Genomic DNA, 16,322 nt, shown 5'->3' on the forward strand with positions numbered 1-16,322 from the left:
AAAAAGCACGTAATCACCGATTTCTATATACTTGAATTGTCTAGAAACAAGCAATGAAAGGTGATACGTGCAAATGAATTTTAACATGAATATTCCAGGATTAAAAGGTGTAACTGTTCATAAGGTGGAGGAGATGGGGGAACGTATTGTTCTACACGTTTCCATACCAAAAAAAGAACATCAATGTCCGGCATGCAAGAATATAACATCAAAAGTCCATGATTATCGAATTCAAAAAATTAATCATTTAAAATGGTTTGAACGATTAACCGTCCTTTTTTATAAACGTCGTCGTTATGTATGCCAATGTGGGAAACGTTTTTCAGAAAAATCCCCTTTCGTGGATAAATATCAACGTTTCTCGAAAGAATGGAATCAAGTTGTACGAATCCGTTCAATAAAGGCAAAAACATTTAAAGAAGCAGCTGAAGTACTTGGTACATCAAGCTCAACAGTGATTCGTCGCTTTAAAGAAGTAGTAAAGGAACAATTAAATGAAGGGGTTCATTTACCAAAATGTATCGCGATTGATGAATATAAAGCAGATACCGATGCGGGAACTTATCAATTAATTATTGCCAATGCGGAAACACATGAACCAATTGATATTTTACCAAATCGTAGAAAAGAAACCATTAAGGATTACTTGATGAAATACGGTGCAGATGTAGAAATTGTGGTTATGGACATGAATCCAAGCTTTAAAGCAGCAGTTAGGAAGGCGTTAAATCGCCCGATTATTATTGCGGATCGCTTTCATTATTGTCGTTATATTTACTGGGCACTAGATGAAGTACGTCGAAATGTTCAAAAAGAATGGCATGCATATGATCGAAAGAAATGTAAGAAAATGCGTCATGTACTATATAAACGATTTGATAAGTTAACAGAAACGAATCGTTGGTACTTAAATCGTTACATAGGAATGTCGAAGGAACTAAAGCAAGCCTATGAATTAAAAGAAGCTTACTGCGAATGGTTTGATTGGGCAAAAACTTCAAATGATTTGATAGAAATAAAAAAAAGATTAGAAGCCTTTTACCGAAAGGTAGAAGAAGCAAATATTCCGGCATTTTTAAAGGCTATTCAAACGCTAAAAAATTGGCAAGTTGAAATTTTAAATAGTTTAAGTTTTGGATATTCAAATGGTTTTTTAGAAGGAATTAATAATAAATCAAAAGTTTTGAAGCGCAATGCTTATGGTTTTAGAAGCTATGAACACTTTAAAGCGAAAATTTTATTAAATAATTTATATAAGAAAATTGGGGTTCATTTAGGATAATCGGGGTGCCGTGTAATATCACTTCACCCCAACATTTGACATAGAACCAATTTAATTAGATTGATAGTGTGTTACAACTTATGAAGTAAGAAGTGAACTTGAAGTTATAGGAATCGAAAAGGGCTTAATTGTGAGTCATCCTATGAAAACGATTGAGCTGGTCTATAAAGTGTCCATTTAAGATAACTTACTACTAAACTAAACTTCCCCTGAATAGCATACCTACTGCTCATTATCTTTATATTGGGTTATGTTGTTAACAAATTAGCAAAATTGTATAAAGTTTGGTTAGATTTTAAAAAAGCACCTCACCTATCGAGGTAGTTATATTGAAGAAGAGAATAGAAAGGGAGAGAACAATCTCGTTTTGCAACGTAGATTTCTTATAGTGAAGTATTTGTTTTTGGTTTAGCAATTAGTTATTTAGTATCATTATTAATAGACGGAGAAGTATCACATGAATTAACTTACGACTTTGGTATTTTCAATAAACCATTATCAGGCAATTAAAGGATAAAAGTTATTTTTTAATCTTTTAGAACGGTCCATACTAAGCTTAAAAAATTAAATTACTTCATTGTCATATTACATATTTAACGGTTTAATCCCCTAACACCCAGCCGCAGTAAGTAACCAAAACTTAATTATTATCTCATCATCATATGCCATCTTCAACTTATCCATTTCCCTTCCATAAAACACCATCATAACAAGATTGCATTTTTTCGAGTTTGATGTAATATAATAAAAGGAACAAATGTTCGATTAGGAGGGTTATTTGATGGCACATATCCCCATTGAAACTGTCCCATATTTAGAAGCGGCTATTTATTTACCAATGCTGCTAATCGTTTTAGAAAAAGATCATGCACAAATTGAGGCAGGGCAGTTTAAATTAAAGCGACCGTACATTTTTTTAATTGATGAAGCTAGAAGAAATGCTGAAGAAGACTTAAAAAAAACGAAGGCGTATTTAAAAAATCGTAGTTTAAAAGTAGTGAAAGGGCAACGTGATGAAATGTTTACAGAGTATCATTTTCATTACCATCAATTGATGGAAGTGAGAAGGTATTCAAATATACGCCTTCGAAATCATGTTGAACATTTGCTTAACTTCTACTTAAACAAAGCCTCAAACGTTATTCAAAAGGACATTCATTTTGAAAGCCAGTCCATTTTGAATCAATAAAGTGTTCGCATGGTGCTTCAAATAAATAGTTTTTTCATAAGCAAGCAAATATCTGTTTGCATAATTTACTTTGAAAACTGTTTCCATACTAAAGCAAGCTGTAAACTTTTGCGATTATCGGAACGCTTAGCTTAATAATACATTTCCTTCAACTTCAGTATGCTATATTAGTTTTTTCAAAAAGGCATTTCATTTTGGAAAATTAACCGCTCATTAGTGGCGTATTTTTGCAGCATAGATGCACTGACATATTGAGAGCAGAAGGAAGAGTAATTAACGTTAAGCAACAGTTCTTTTCCATCCTTTAATGTAATCTCTGTACAATCTTTGGAACGACGAATGTTTGTTACTGCATGCAGTCCTATCCAAACATTGCTTGGTGAAGCAGGTGAAAGCAATGGGAAGAATACACAAGGTATACCATAATCATGTGAAATAATGATTGGCAGTTTATGTTTTTCTTTACCGAAAAATCGTTTTGATACCGCACGAGCTGCTTTATAATTGTTACCCATCACCTGACAAGATTTACGAACGATGTAAATTGGTTTTCTTCCAACAATTACTTCTCCAGTTTTGTCATAAACACGCGAGAAAAGCTTGTCCTCATGTTTCACCGGTTCAATAAGGTAACTGTTAAACGAAAGATGATAATAATCGACAACATTTACGTTTTCCAACATAGGTATCCTCCTTTTCATTGTTATAAAATGGAAATAGTCGATATAAAAACATAATAGTATGTTTTTCGAGCAAATTCAACATTGATTTTACAAATTTTAGGGAACTGTCCAAATTTAAAATTTGGCCCATTATTTTGTAAGGTTAATTACTTCAAAATAATAATCGAATGCCTAAAACTTCTATTAAAAAATAAATAAAGTATAAAAGTATGAAACTTCAGCCGTAAATCTACAGCTAATAGAAAGCAAAGTAGTAAAAAATTCACCTATTTTTCAGAATATATTGCAAATTGAAATTTGATTTTTTATAATAGAAAAAAGGGAATCGGGGTGATATCGATGGATAAATATTATTCATATACAGATTTTATTAAGGCAGTAGGAAGCTACCAACATGTAAATGAATCTGAAAAATTATTGAATGACATTTATTTGGACTTGTTTTTAAACCGGATGCAAAGATTGCAAAGAATTGAACAGTTAAAAGATCTCATCGATAATGCATTAGATGAACGAAATAAAGATGCTTTTTATTCTTACACTAAAGAGTTAAATGAATTGCAGGAAACACAGGAAATGGAAGAAAGCCAAGAAACACAAGAGTCGATAAATTAAAATGAATATAAAATGAAAAATCAAAAAGTCGCTGAACAGAAGAATGTCTTGCTAGTAATTGGACAAATTCGGTTTTAGCGACTTTTTATTTGATTTTTTTACAAAAAATTGATGATAGTCACTTGATTAAATTCAATGTATAGTTACATTAGTAGAGAAAGTAGCAAAAGGAGGGTCCTGTCTTTGGTATCTTCAAAAGACGTTGCAAAACATGCAGGAGTATCTCAAACAACAGTTTCACGTGTTTTAAACACTCCAGAACTAGTTAAAAAGCCTACAATTGACAAAGTAATGAAGGCAATCCAGGAATTAAACTATATTCCAAATGCCCATGCTCGATCCCTCGTCCAAAATAAGACTTACACGATTGCTCTTTTATCAGGGCCATTACATAATCCGTTTTTCGTCGATACAACTACAGCCATTGTGAATTATGCAAATTCAAAGGGGTATCGTGTTAATGTACAGTTTGTAAACGATAAGAAGCTAACGGAAGCCTATGCAACAGCATTTGAGCAAAAGGTGGACGGGATTATTTTATCGTGTATTTTAATAGATGATCCAATTTTTGAGAAGTTAGAAAAAATGGACATTCCTTTCATTACATATAATCGCAAGCATAAAAATAATAGTCAGTTTGTAGAAATAGATAACTTTGAAGCAGGTTATTTGTCAGCAAAGCATCTAATTGAGCTTGGTCATACAAATATTGCTTGGGTTGGCGGTCCATTAACAATGAGCACATTTAATAACCGATATCATGGGTTTTTAAAAGCGATAAAAGAGTACCAACATTCCGTTTCAGCAGAATATATAATTCATACAGATACTTCAAAAATGGATGTTTCAAGAGCGTTTCAAAAACTAATACATTCGAAAAATAGGCCAACAGGAATATGTGCAGGTTCAGATTCACTTGCATTATATTTAATGGATGATGCCATTTATGCTAATTTAAGCGTACCTGAAGACATTAGTATTATCGGTATAGACAATGTAGACATTAGTCAACATGCATCCATTCAACTAACAACTGTGGGGAGTATATCTAAAGAAAATTTAGGCTTTTTGGCTATTAATAAATTAATAGAATTGATTGAAAATAAAAAAAACTCTTGCGTTAAAATTACGGAGTCTGTTAAAATTTATACTAGAAAAACGACTCGTAGAATATAAAACAAACTTTTTTAAAAGTTTGTTTTATATATATTCAAAAATGAATACGTAACCATTATAATCCTGATTTGATAATTGTTGATTTTAGTAAATAATGATTGCGGCAAAGGTTGAACATTATCCTGCAAAAGCAGGATAATACTTAATCCAAAAATAAAGTAGCTAAAAGCATATCAGCTATATCGAAAATCAATAGAGTAACAAATTTTTTTAAAACCAAAAATGGTTACGTATTCATTTTGTTAAGTCGACATCAATAAATATAGGAGGGAAACTTTTTTATTTAATGTAAGGGGTTACAAAAAGGGGAGGAGTAATACATTATGTTATGGAAAAATAGGAAATTTGGTGAAGAGTCACCACATATACCAGCAGGGCCTTTTAAAATTCGATTGCCATTTATTCATTATCGCTTTGAGTGGCCTGATTATGTTCAAGGTTTATTAATGTGTGCGGTGGATTTGTCGGCCATTCCAATATTAGTCGAATTGTTGGGAATGCCATTTGAAGTAGCTTTGGCTATTGTCGTCTTAAATGGACTTTTCTACTTACTGCATCATTTACTAGGAGATCCAACTGTGCCAGGGTGGATTACACCAGCCATACCGTTGATTACTTTATATTGTTCACAGTTTCCAGAAGGGCCAGAGCGAGTACACTCCTTAATTGCCTTTCAGATGACACTAGGGATTCTTTCATTAGTTTTGGGAGCAACAGGTTTAGCAGCGAAAGTAGTAGGATTAATTCCGTCTGCTATGAAGTCAGGGATTATTCTTGGTGCAGGGTTGGCAGCAGTAATTTCAGTGTTCCAGATTGGAGGAAGATTTGAATCTTTCCCATGGACTATTACTATTGCGATAGGAATTGCTTTTTATCTATTATTCTCTAAACATTTTTCAAAATTCCAGCACAAAAATCGCTTTTGGGGGCTTATAGGAAAGCTTGGGATTTTCCCAGTTATTCTTCTAGCGGTAATTATTGCACCTATATTTGGGGAAGCAGCATGGCCATCTATAGAGTGGGGCTTTTCTGCACCTGACTTTGTAACATTGTGGAATGAATATACGATTTTTGGCTTAGGTTTCCCACCAATTATGATGTTTATTACCGCATTACCAACAGTATTGGCAGCGTATATTGTGCTATTTGGTGATGTGTTACAAACAAAAGCATTGGTTGAGGACGGTGCTGCTGTACGAGTAGATGAAAAAGTAGATTACAGCCCAAGCCGTGCACATTTAATTTTTGGAATTCGTAACAGTGCCATGAGTATTTTAGGTCCTGACGTAACAATGTGTGGTCCAATTTGGTCTGCAATGCAAGTTGTTATGGTGGAACGATTCAAAAAAGGTAGAAAGGCGATGGATTCCTTCTTTGGGGGTATTGGATCATTCCGTTGGGGAACAAACACAGGGCTATTCTTGTTGCCAATTGTAAGCTTAGTAGAGCCAATTTTAGGGGTAGCACTTGCTTCAACGATGTTAATCCAAGGCTATGTAAGTGTGAAGGTTGGAATATTAGAAGCGCGAAGTCAAACTGATCTAGGGGTTGCTGGAATCATTGGTGCCATACTCTGTATTAAAGGCGCAGCATGGGCTTTCGCTGCAGGAATTATCCTTTGTTTATTAATTTACGGAAAGAATTTCTTTAAAGGAGAAGTCGATAATACATTTACAAAAGACCAACAAAATGGAAAAGGAGACTTAAACGTAGATGGAAAGAATGATGAAGAACGAGAGCTTCTTAATGTTTAATTCAAAGGAAAAAAAGTACTACGTTAACGGTGAATGGAAATCTTCTGAAAAATATGCAGAGCTTGTTTCACCATATACAAAAGAAACAATTGCTTTAATTCCACAAGCAACACGTGAAGAAGTAGAGGAAGTCATTGATGTTGCATACGAAACGAGACAGCAAATGGCGGAATTAACTGCTTATAAACGAGCTGCTATTTTAGAGCATATTGCCCAACTTTTTATTGAGAATAGACAACAAGCAGCTGAAATCATTTCTTTAGAATCAGCTAAGCCGATAAAGTTTGCATTAGCTGAAATCGACCGTACAATTGAAACTTACAAATTTGCGGCGGAGGAAGCAAAACGCTTAACTGGTGAAATGATTCCGATGGATGCCGCTAAAAATGGGGCAAATCGCTTCGGTTATACAATAGAAGAGCCTCTCGGGGTTATCGGTGCTATTACGCCGTTTAATTTCCCACAAAACTTAGTAGCACATAAAGTAGGGCCTGCTATTGCAGCGGGAAATACAATCGTATTAAAGCCAGCTTCGCAAACACCTTTATCAGCACTTTTTCTAGCAGAATTGATAGATCAAACGGAGTTGCCAAAAGGAGCTTATAATGTAGTAACAGGTAGTGGCGGCACGGTTGGAGATGCATTGGTAGAAAGCGATAAAGTAAAAATGATTACATTCACAGGTAGTCCAGCAGTAGGGATTAGTATTCGAAATAAAGCTGGATTAAAGAAGGTCGCACTAGAACTCGGTTCGAATGCAGGCGTTATTATCGACAAAGGTGTGGACTTATCTAAAATTGTATCGAAATGTGTAACAGGTGCTTTTTCAAACCAAGGACAAGTGTGTATTTCATTGCAGCGCACATATGTAATGGACGAGTTATTCGATGAATTTATTCAACAATTTGAGGCTGGAACAAAAAAGTTAGTTATTGGGAGTCCTTTAGAGGAATCAACTGATATTTCAGCTATGATTCATCCAAAAGAGCAAGAGAGAGCACTTTCTTGGATTCAAGAAGCAGTTCAAAATGGAGCAAAAATTATTACGGGCGGCACGATTGACAATGGTGTCTTGATGCCTACGATTTTAACTGATGTACCGTCCGATGCTAAAGTATCGTGCCAGGAAGTGTTTGCACCGATAGTTGTCGTTTCTCGAATTTCTAGTATTGAAGAAGGCATTGAAGCAATTAATGATTCCAACTACGGGTTACAAGCTGGGATCTTTACAAATAACATTCAAACAGCTTTTAAAGCTTCAAAATTATTTGAAGTTGGCGGCGTAATGATAAATGATATTCCAACATACCGTGTTGACCAGATGCCATATGGTGGTGTAAAGGAAAGTGGGACAGGTAAAGAAGGTTTAAAATATGCCATACATGAAATGACGGAAACAAAGCTAATTGTTTGGAACCAAAGTGAGGAGTGATTGGACATGTCTGAAAAAATTACATTTCCACCGGTCAGTTTTACAGGATGGGATTCGTTATCTCACTTAGTAGATGAAGTAAATCGTTTCGAAGTGAAAAAAATCCTTGTCATCACTGATCCATTTTTAAAAAATATTGGATTAACTAATAAAATCGTTGAACCATTGGAAAAAGTGGGCTATATAACTGAAGTTTATACAGAGGTCGTACCTGAACCACCGCTTGCGATTGGAGAAAAGTTAGTTGCTTACACACGAGAGCATCAATTCGATATGGTGATTGGCGTCGGAGGAGGTAGTGCGCTTGATTTAGCAAAGCTTGCAGGCGTTTTAGCTTCACATGAAGGCTCTGTTGCTGATTACCTAAACTTAACAGGAACAAAGGAAATTACACATAAAGGACTTCCTAAAATATTAATCCCTACTACTTCGGGAACAGGTTCGGAAGTTACGAATATTTCTGTATTATCGCTTGAAACAACAAAAGATGTCGTGACACATGATTATTTAATAGCGGATGTTGCGATTGTTGATCCTGCTTTAACTATTTCTTTACCACCTAAAGTGACAGCCGCAACGGGGGTAGATGCACTGACTCATGCAGTTGAAGCTTACATTTCTAAAAATGCAAGCCCCGTATCAGATGCACTTGCATTACAGGCGATTCGTTTAATCAGTAATTCTATTCGTACTGCTGTTTCTAATGGTGAAGACAAACAAGCTCGTACAGATATGAGCTACGGAAGTTATCTTGCTGGGCTGGCCTTCTTTAATGCAGGTGTAGCTGGTGTCCATGCCTTAGCTTATCCTATTGGAGGACAGTTCCATATTGCCCATGGAGATTCCAATGCCGTTTTACTTCCATATGTCATGGGGTACATCCGTCAAAGCTGTGAGAAACGAATGAAAGATATATATGAAGCGATGGGCTTTAGCGCAGTAAACTTATCCCAAGAAGAAGCATCTTACAAATGTGTAGACGAATTAAAAAGGTTAGTAGAGGATGTAAATATTCCATCTACTTTACAAGGATTCAATATTACTGAGGATGCGCTTGAAAGTTTAACAAAGGATGCTATTGAACAAAAGCGGATTTTAGCACGGAGCCCAATGCCATTATTACGAGAAGATATTTTGTCGATTTATAAAGCAGCGTTTGAAGGGAAAATTGCTGAAAAAAATAGTTTAGAAAAAATTCATTAAAAACAAGCTTGTGTTGTCCGAAAAACAAAAAAGTGCACTTCAGAACCAAAACTGAAGTGTACTTTTTTCTTTTAAGAAAATAAAAATTTAGATTTACAGATAACTTTATGTTGAAGCATATTTCTTTTTTAGCAGGGGACAAGTAGACTTTGTACACAAGTCATAGAGCTGTGGTGTAAGACTCTATAATCGTCTAAGTGCTTTGTATAATGCACTCTCAGATTTAGTAAATTACTTCTTATCTTTATATCTCACTGCTGGTTTGTAATAATAGGTTGTTTCCTTACAAATGGGGAGAAGTAAAAAGTTGAGGAATATATGTTCGCTTTTTGTTCGAAATTTCTAAATGGTTATGCTAAAATAAAATACAAGAATTGGGTGAAAGGACGATCTACGAATGGCCGAAACTTTTGAATTGTATTCTGCCTATGAACCAAGCGGCGATCAGCCGAATGCCATTGCGGAGCTTGTTAAAGGCATAAAGGATGGCAAAAGGCATCAAACTTTGCTTGGGGCAACAGGTACGGGGAAAACATTTACCATTTCCAATGTAATAAAAGAAGTAAAGAAGCCAACGCTGGTGATTGCACATAATAAAACACTGGCAGGACAGCTATACAGCGAATTTAAACAATTTTTCCCAAACAATGCGGTTGAATATTTTGTCAGCTACTACGATTATTATCAGCCGGAAGCTTATGTTCCACAAACGGATACCTATATCGAAAAAGATTCAAGCATTAATGATGAAATCGACAAGCTGCGACACTCCGCTACATCAGCATTGTTTGAACGACAAGATGTCATCATTATAGCTTCTGTGTCTTGTATATATGGTTTAGGGAATCCAGAGGAATATCGTGAAATGGTTGTATCTGTCCGAACTGGGATGGAAATTGAACGCAATCAATTGTTGAGAAAACTCGTAGACATACAATATGAACGGAACGATGTAAACTTTACACGGGGTACATTTAGAGTTCGAGGAGATGTAGTCGAAATTTTCCCAGCATCTAGAGATGAAAAATGTATTCGTGTTGAATTTTTTGGCGATGAAATTGATCGAATTCGGGAAGTGGATGCTTTAACTGGTGAAATTATGGGTGACCGCGATCATGTAGCTATTTTCCCAGCTTCCCACTTCGTTACACGAGAAGAGAAAATGTTAAAGGCTATTGAAAATATTGAGGCTGAGCTTGAAGAGCAGCTTGCAAAATTCCGAGCAGAAGATAAACTGCTTGAAGCGCAGCGTTTAGAGCAAAGAACAAACTATGATTTAGAAATGATGCGTGAGATGGGCTTCTGTTCAGGAATCGAAAACTATTCCCGTCATTTAACGTTGAGAGAAGCGGGAGTAACACCTTATACATTGCTAGATTATTTCCCCAAAGATTTTTTATTAGTTGTGGATGAAAGTCACGTAACTTTGCCGCAAATACGCGGAATGTATAATGGGGACCAAGCTCGTAAGAATGTATTAGTAGAACACGGTTTCCGCTTACCATCAGCACTTGATAATAGACCATTAAAATTCGAAGAGTTTGAACAGCATATACATCAAGCCATTTACGTTTCAGCAACTCCTGGCCCCTATGAAATCGAACATACACCAGAGATGGTTGAGCAAATTATACGTCCAACTGGACTGCTCGACCCAACAATTGATGTTCGTCCAATTGAAGGACAAATTGACGATTTAATCGATGAAATAAATGAACGGGTTCGACAAAATGAACGTGTTTTAATTACAACGTTAACGAAGAAAATGTCAGAAGATTTAACAGACTATCTGAAGGAAATCGGCATCAAAGTCGAGTATCTTCACTCTGAAGTTAAGACGTTGGAACGAATTGAAATCATACGCGAGCTTCGAAAAGGAACATATGATGTTCTCGTAGGAATCAATTTATTGCGTGAAGGACTAGATATTCCAGAAGTATCTCTTGTTGCAATCCTTGATGCTGATAAAGAAGGATTTTTACGTTCAGAACGTTCACTTATTCAAACGATTGGACGAGCTGCCCGAAATGCGAATGGACATGTAATTTTATACGCAGATAACATGACTGATTCAATGAAAAAAGCAATCGATGAAACAAAACGTCGTCGTACAATTCAAGAGGCATACAACAAGGAACACGGTATAACACCAAAAACAATTCAGAAGAAAATTCCAGATTTAATTCGCGCAACGCAGGCTGCAGAAGAAGAAGAGACATATGCAACAAAAGTGACGAAGGGCAAAAAGCTGTCAAAAGCAGAAATCGAGAAATTGATTGCATCGCTTGAAAATGAAATGAAGGAAGCCGCCAAAGCACTTGATTTTGAACGTGCAGCAGAATTAAGAGATACGATATTTGAACTGAAGGTAGAAGGGTGACCAAAACGTGAAAAATACAGAAATAGTTGTGCAAGGTGCACGTTCGAATAATTTGAAAAATATTAACGTAACAATACCACGAGATAAGCTTGTCGTATTAACAGGCTTATCTGGTTCTGGTAAATCATCACTAGCATTTGACACAATTTATGCGGAAGGACAACGACGATATGTCGAGTCTCTTTCTGCATATGCACGTCAATTTTTAGGACAAATGGATAAACCGGATGTTGATTCAATCGAAGGGCTATCGCCTGCGATTTCTATTGATCAAAAAACTACGAGCAGAAATCCACGTTCAACAGTCGGTACTGTAACAGAAATTTATGATTATTTACGTCTGTTATTTGCACGTATAGGGAAACCAATTTGCCCAAATCATGGCATTGAAATTACATCCCAAACGATTGAACAAATGGTGGACCGACTATTAGAATATCCTGAACGTACAAAAATGCAATTGTTGGCACCAATGGTTTCAGGACGAAAAGGAACACATGTGAAACTATTGGAAGATTTAAAGAAGCAAGGTTATGTCCGAGTAAGAATCGATGGAGAGATGCGTGATTTAGATGATTCAATTGAGCTGGACAAAAATAAAAAACATAATATTGAGGTTGTCATAGACCGTGTAGTTATAAAAGATGGTGTTGCAGCACGGCTGAGTGATTCTCTTGAAACGGCATGTAAATTGGCAGATGGCAGAGTATTAGTAGATGTAATGGAACATGAGGAATTGCTGTTTAGTGAACACCATGCATGCCCACTTTGTGGTTTTTCAATTGGAGAATTAGAACCACGTATGTTTTCTTTCAACAGTCCATTTGGTGCTTGTCCTTCCTGCGATGGGCTTGGGACTAAACAAGAAGTAGACCTAGATTTATTAATTCCTGATTGGGATAAAACTTTAGAAGAACACGCGATTGCTGCATGGGAGCCAACTAGCTCACAATACTATCCTCAGTTATTAAAGGCAGTATGCGAGCATTATGGCATCCCGATGGACGTACCCGTGTCACAAATTCCAAAAGGTCAAATGGATAAAATTTTGTATGGCTCAGGTAATGAACTCATCCATTTCCACTATGAAAATGAATATGGTAGCGTTCATGATAAAGATATTGAATTTGAAGGTGTAGTCCGTAACATTGAACGCCGTTTCCGAGATTCCACTTCGGATTGGGTACGTGAACAAATGGAAAAATATATGGCAGAGCAGCCTTGTCCAGCATGTAAAGGCTATCGATTAAAGCCGGAAACATTAGCGATAAAAGTAGAAGGTCTACACATTGCGGAAGCAACCCAGCATTCTATTGCTGAAATGTATGGATTTTTCTCTTCTTTATCTTTAACAGAAAAAGAGATGCAAATTGCAAGGTTGATTATCCGTGAAATTACTGAACGATTAAGCTTTTTAATAAATGTAGGATTAGACTATTTAACACTTTCTCGTTCAGCGGGAACATTATCAGGCGGGGAAGCACAACGTATCCGACTTGCCACTCAAATTGGATCTCGGCTGACAGGTGTTCTCTATATTTTGGATGAGCCATCGATTGGTTTGCATCAACGTGATAATGATCGACTTATTGCAACGCTAGAAAATATGCGTGATTTGGGCAATACGTTAATCGTCGTTGAACATGATGAGGATACAATGATGGCTGCCGATTATTTAATCGATGTTGGACCAGGTGCAGGTGTCCATGGCGGTGAAATAGTCGCTGTCGGTACACCAGAAGAAGTGATGCAAAATGATGCATCGATTACAGGCAAATATTTGAGCGGGAAAAAATTCATTCCTCTTCCAATTGAACGTCGACAATCGGATGGACGAAAACTAACAATTAAAGGTGCATCAGAAAACAATTTAAAAAATGTCAAAGTTGATATTCCTCTTGGACAATTTATTGCTGTAACAGGTGTTTCAGGTTCAGGAAAGTCAACGCTTATTAATGAGATTTTATATAAATCTCTAGCACAAAAATTAAATCGTGCACGTACAAAACCTGGTGCACATAAAGAAATAACAGGCATTGAGCATTTAGATAAAGTGATTGATATAGATCAATCACCAATCGGCCGTACGCCTCGTTCAAATCCAGCAACATATACTGGGGTTTTTGATGATATTCGTGATTTATTTTCTGCAACGAATGAAGCGAAAGTACGGGGATATAAAAAAGGACGATTTAGCTTTAATGTTAAAGGCGGCCGCTGTGAAGCTTGTCGTGGAGATGGCATAATCAAAATCGAAATGCACTTCTTACCTGATGTTTATGTTCCGTGCGAAGTATGTCATGGAAAACGATATAATCGTGAAACATTAGAAGTTCGCTACAAAGAAAAAAATATTGCAGAGCTATTAGATATGACGATTGAAGATGCAGTTGTTTTCTTTGAAAATGTCCCTAAAATTCAAAGGAAGCTTCAAACGATAGTAGATGTAGGATTAGGTTATATGAAGCTTGGTCAGCCTGCTACCACTTTATCAGGTGGAGAGGCACAACGTGTAAAACTTGCATCGGAACTGCATCGACGCTCAACAGGGAAATCCTTCTACATTTTAGATGAACCAACAACAGGACTTCATGCAGAAGATATTGCTCGACTGTTGAAAGTTTTACAAAGACTTGTCGATAATGGTGATACTGTCTTAGTTATCGAACATAATTTAGATGTTATTAAAACGGCAGACCATATTATTGATTTAGGTCCAGAAGGCGGCGATAAGGGCGGAACTATTATTGCAACAGGTACACCTGAAGAGGTTGCAGCAAATGAAAATTCTTATACTGGCCGTTACTTAAAACCAATTTTAGAACGTGACCGAAAACGAATGCAAGAGTTGCTAGCCGAAGCTTCTAATAAATGATATAAGAGCTAGTAGTAAAAATAAATAGTTAAAACCAATAAATGAAACTTTTCTGCCTTCCTCTGCGTATAATTGTATATACAATAGAGGGAGGCTTTTTATTTATGGAAAACGAGCGTAAACGAATTTTAAAATTAGTCGAGAACGGAACAATCTCAGCAGAAGAGGCCATTGTTTTACTTGAGGCGTTAACAAAAGAAAAAGAATCCACTCAATCGAGCAAAACTTCTCTATCATCAAAAGAAGAGGAACAACAAACATCACAAGAGAATAATGCATCTCAGCAAACAGAAAATGCAGAAGAAGAAACAACATCTAAAACATCCGGTTTTGAAGATATATTTGGTAAAACATTTAACAATAAAGAAGCAAATAAAAAAATGGATGAGTTTATGAATGACTTAAAAGAAGACTTATCTAATTTTAGTAATCGTGTTATGGGAGTAATGAACACAACCTTCTCAAAAATTAAAGATTTTGATTTAGAGTTTCCTTTTGGCGAAAAAGTTCAATTTACTAAAACCTATGCATTCGATGCAGAGGATATAAGAGGCCTTGAACTTGAAATTCCAAACGGCAAGGTAGAGGTAGCAAAAGCAGAAGATAATCAATTTTTAGTGGAAGCAAAAATAAAAGCACCTCTTAATGACCATGATGAAGAAAAAACAAAGGCTCAATTTGAGGAAGAGTTTTTACAATTACAAGATGGAAAATTAACTATTGCAGTTCCTTCGAAAATGTCACAAGTATCTGTTCAGTTCACTGTACCAGAGAAGCAGTATGATGTTTTTATCCTACGTTTATTAAATGGAGGGATAACAATACAAGAACTGAATACTAAGCTTTTAAAAGTGAAGACATATAATGGAGCTGTTAAATTGGATCAGTCTTCATTCCAAAATGCAAATATTGAAACAGGCAACGGAGCAATTGAAGTTCGAAATGTACATGGTGAAGACCTTGAAGTAGAAACAGTTAATGGTCGAATTTATATTGATGGACATATACAAGAAGTAGAGGCTGAATCAGTAAACGGTGCTGTCGTTGTCACAACGCATGCAGAAAATGCGCGGAAAATAAAAGCACATACCGTTGCTGGAGCAGTTGAATTATATATTCCGAAAACATTATCATTAGACGGACAAGTTACAACGAACTTTGGGAAGGCAGATGTTGGTTTAGCCGATGCTGTCACACGTATTGAAGGAGATCAGTTTTTACTTAAAACATTACATTTCGATAAAATAATAGAAAATGCAAATATGTTAAAATTAACTGGAGAATCCCGTACAGGAAGTATTATTGTAAGATATAATGCTGAATAATGGTTGGGAAAAACGAATCGTGGAATGCGATTCGTTTTTTTATTAGGAAACTATTGTCCTTAAATTTTTATCCCTTATTCAACTTCTGGGAAATTCACCAAATTCTAAATTTTAATAATCTGCTTGAATGTTTCATAACTAATTCAATAAGGGTATATAGCAAAATAACTAGGGAACTATTTTTACAGCTTTCGTGTTTTTCAAATTTCCACAATCATTCGCGATTCTTCAAAAGTGAAGGATCGCTTTTTTAATTCAGGCAAACGATAGTAATACCGCCACAGTAACTAATAAAAACTGAAATCCATCACGATGAATATGCAGTAAAATTTTAATTATCAATATTATAATAAAATTAATAGCAGTTATTTAGGAGGATAAAAAGGAGTATTTTAATTTATAAACTAA

At 35.8% G+C, this 16,322-nt stretch carries 11 protein-coding genes; 10 read left to right on the top strand and 1 reads right to left on the bottom strand.

Annotated elements, in window-relative coordinates:
• The first annotated feature begins 67 nt into the window (after positions 1–67).
• Together MKY04_RS04680 and MKY04_RS04685 are read left to right on the top strand one after the other, a co-directional pair.
• On the top strand, positions 68–1,282 hold the full coding sequence (locus MKY04_RS04680; protein ID WP_346234469.1) for an ISL3 family transposase: 1,215 nt from the start codon (positions 68–70) through the stop codon (positions 1,280–1,282).
• A 781-nt stretch (positions 1,283–2,063) separates the two neighbouring features.
• On the top strand, positions 2,064–2,471 hold the full coding sequence (locus MKY04_RS04685; protein ID WP_126293718.1) for a hypothetical protein: 408 nt from the start codon (positions 2,064–2,066) through the stop codon (positions 2,469–2,471).
• 176 nt (positions 2,472–2,647) lie between these two features.
• Here the strand turns inward: MKY04_RS04685 and MKY04_RS04690 are convergent, their stop codons facing one another.
• Positions 2,648–3,154, bottom strand: coding sequence for a competence protein ComK (locus tag MKY04_RS04690; protein ID WP_185807667.1), 507 nt, complete (start codon positions 3,152–3,154; stop codon positions 2,648–2,650).
• Positions 3,155–3,493: 339 nt separating this feature from the next.
• Between MKY04_RS04690 and MKY04_RS04695 the strand changes: the two genes are divergently transcribed.
• The 8 genes from MKY04_RS04695 to MKY04_RS04730 all read left to right on the top strand — a co-directional run bounded on the left by MKY04_RS04695 (position 3,494) and on the right by MKY04_RS04730 (position 15,914).
• A complete protein-coding gene (locus MKY04_RS04695) occupies positions 3,494–3,769 on the top strand; it encodes an IDEAL domain-containing protein (protein ID WP_126293716.1) in 276 nt (91 codons plus the stop codon).
• Positions 3,770–3,952: 183 nt separating this feature from the next.
• Positions 3,953–4,945, top strand: coding sequence for a LacI family DNA-binding transcriptional regulator (locus MKY04_RS04700; RefSeq protein ID WP_346235434.1), 993 nt, complete (start codon positions 3,953–3,955; stop codon positions 4,943–4,945).
• Positions 4,946–5,268: 323 nt separating this feature from the next.
• The gene (locus MKY04_RS04705) at positions 5,269–6,699 is read left to right on the top strand and encodes a hypothetical protein (RefSeq protein WP_126293714.1); all 1,431 of its coding nucleotides are present in this window, start codon (positions 5,269–5,271) and stop codon (positions 6,697–6,699) included.
• Positions 6,659–8,131, top strand: a complete 1,473-nt coding sequence (locus tag MKY04_RS04710; RefSeq protein ID WP_410799041.1) for an aldehyde dehydrogenase family protein — start codon at positions 6,659–6,661, stop codon at positions 8,129–8,131. Before MKY04_RS04705 ends, MKY04_RS04710 begins: the two co-directional genes overlap by 41 nt.
• Positions 8,132–8,137: 6 nt before the next feature.
• On the top strand, positions 8,138–9,334 hold the full coding sequence (locus MKY04_RS04715; RefSeq protein WP_126293713.1) for an iron-containing alcohol dehydrogenase: 1,197 nt from the start codon (positions 8,138–8,140) through the stop codon (positions 9,332–9,334).
• Between the two features lie 397 nt (positions 9,335–9,731).
• The gene (gene uvrB / locus MKY04_RS04720) at positions 9,732–11,714 is read left to right on the top strand and encodes an excinuclease ABC subunit UvrB (RefSeq protein ID WP_126293712.1); all 1,983 of its coding nucleotides are present in this window, start codon (positions 9,732–9,734) and stop codon (positions 11,712–11,714) included.
• A gap of 7 nt (positions 11,715–11,721) precedes the next feature.
• Positions 11,722–14,589: an excinuclease ABC subunit UvrA gene (gene uvrA / locus MKY04_RS04725; RefSeq protein ID WP_126293711.1), complete on the top strand. Its 2,868-nt coding sequence runs from the start codon at positions 11,722–11,724 to the stop codon at positions 14,587–14,589.
• A 104-nt stretch (positions 14,590–14,693) separates the two neighbouring features.
• Entirely contained in the window at positions 14,694–15,914 is a 1,221-nt protein-coding gene (locus tag MKY04_RS04730; protein WP_126293710.1) for a DUF4097 family beta strand repeat-containing protein, read from the top strand.
• Positions 15,915–16,322 lie beyond the last annotated feature (408 nt).

The sequence above is a fragment of the Lysinibacillus telephonicus genome (assembly GCF_039654155.1).
GTDB classification, from domain to species: domain Bacteria; phylum Bacillota; class Bacilli; order Bacillales_A; family Planococcaceae; genus Ureibacillus; species Ureibacillus telephonicus.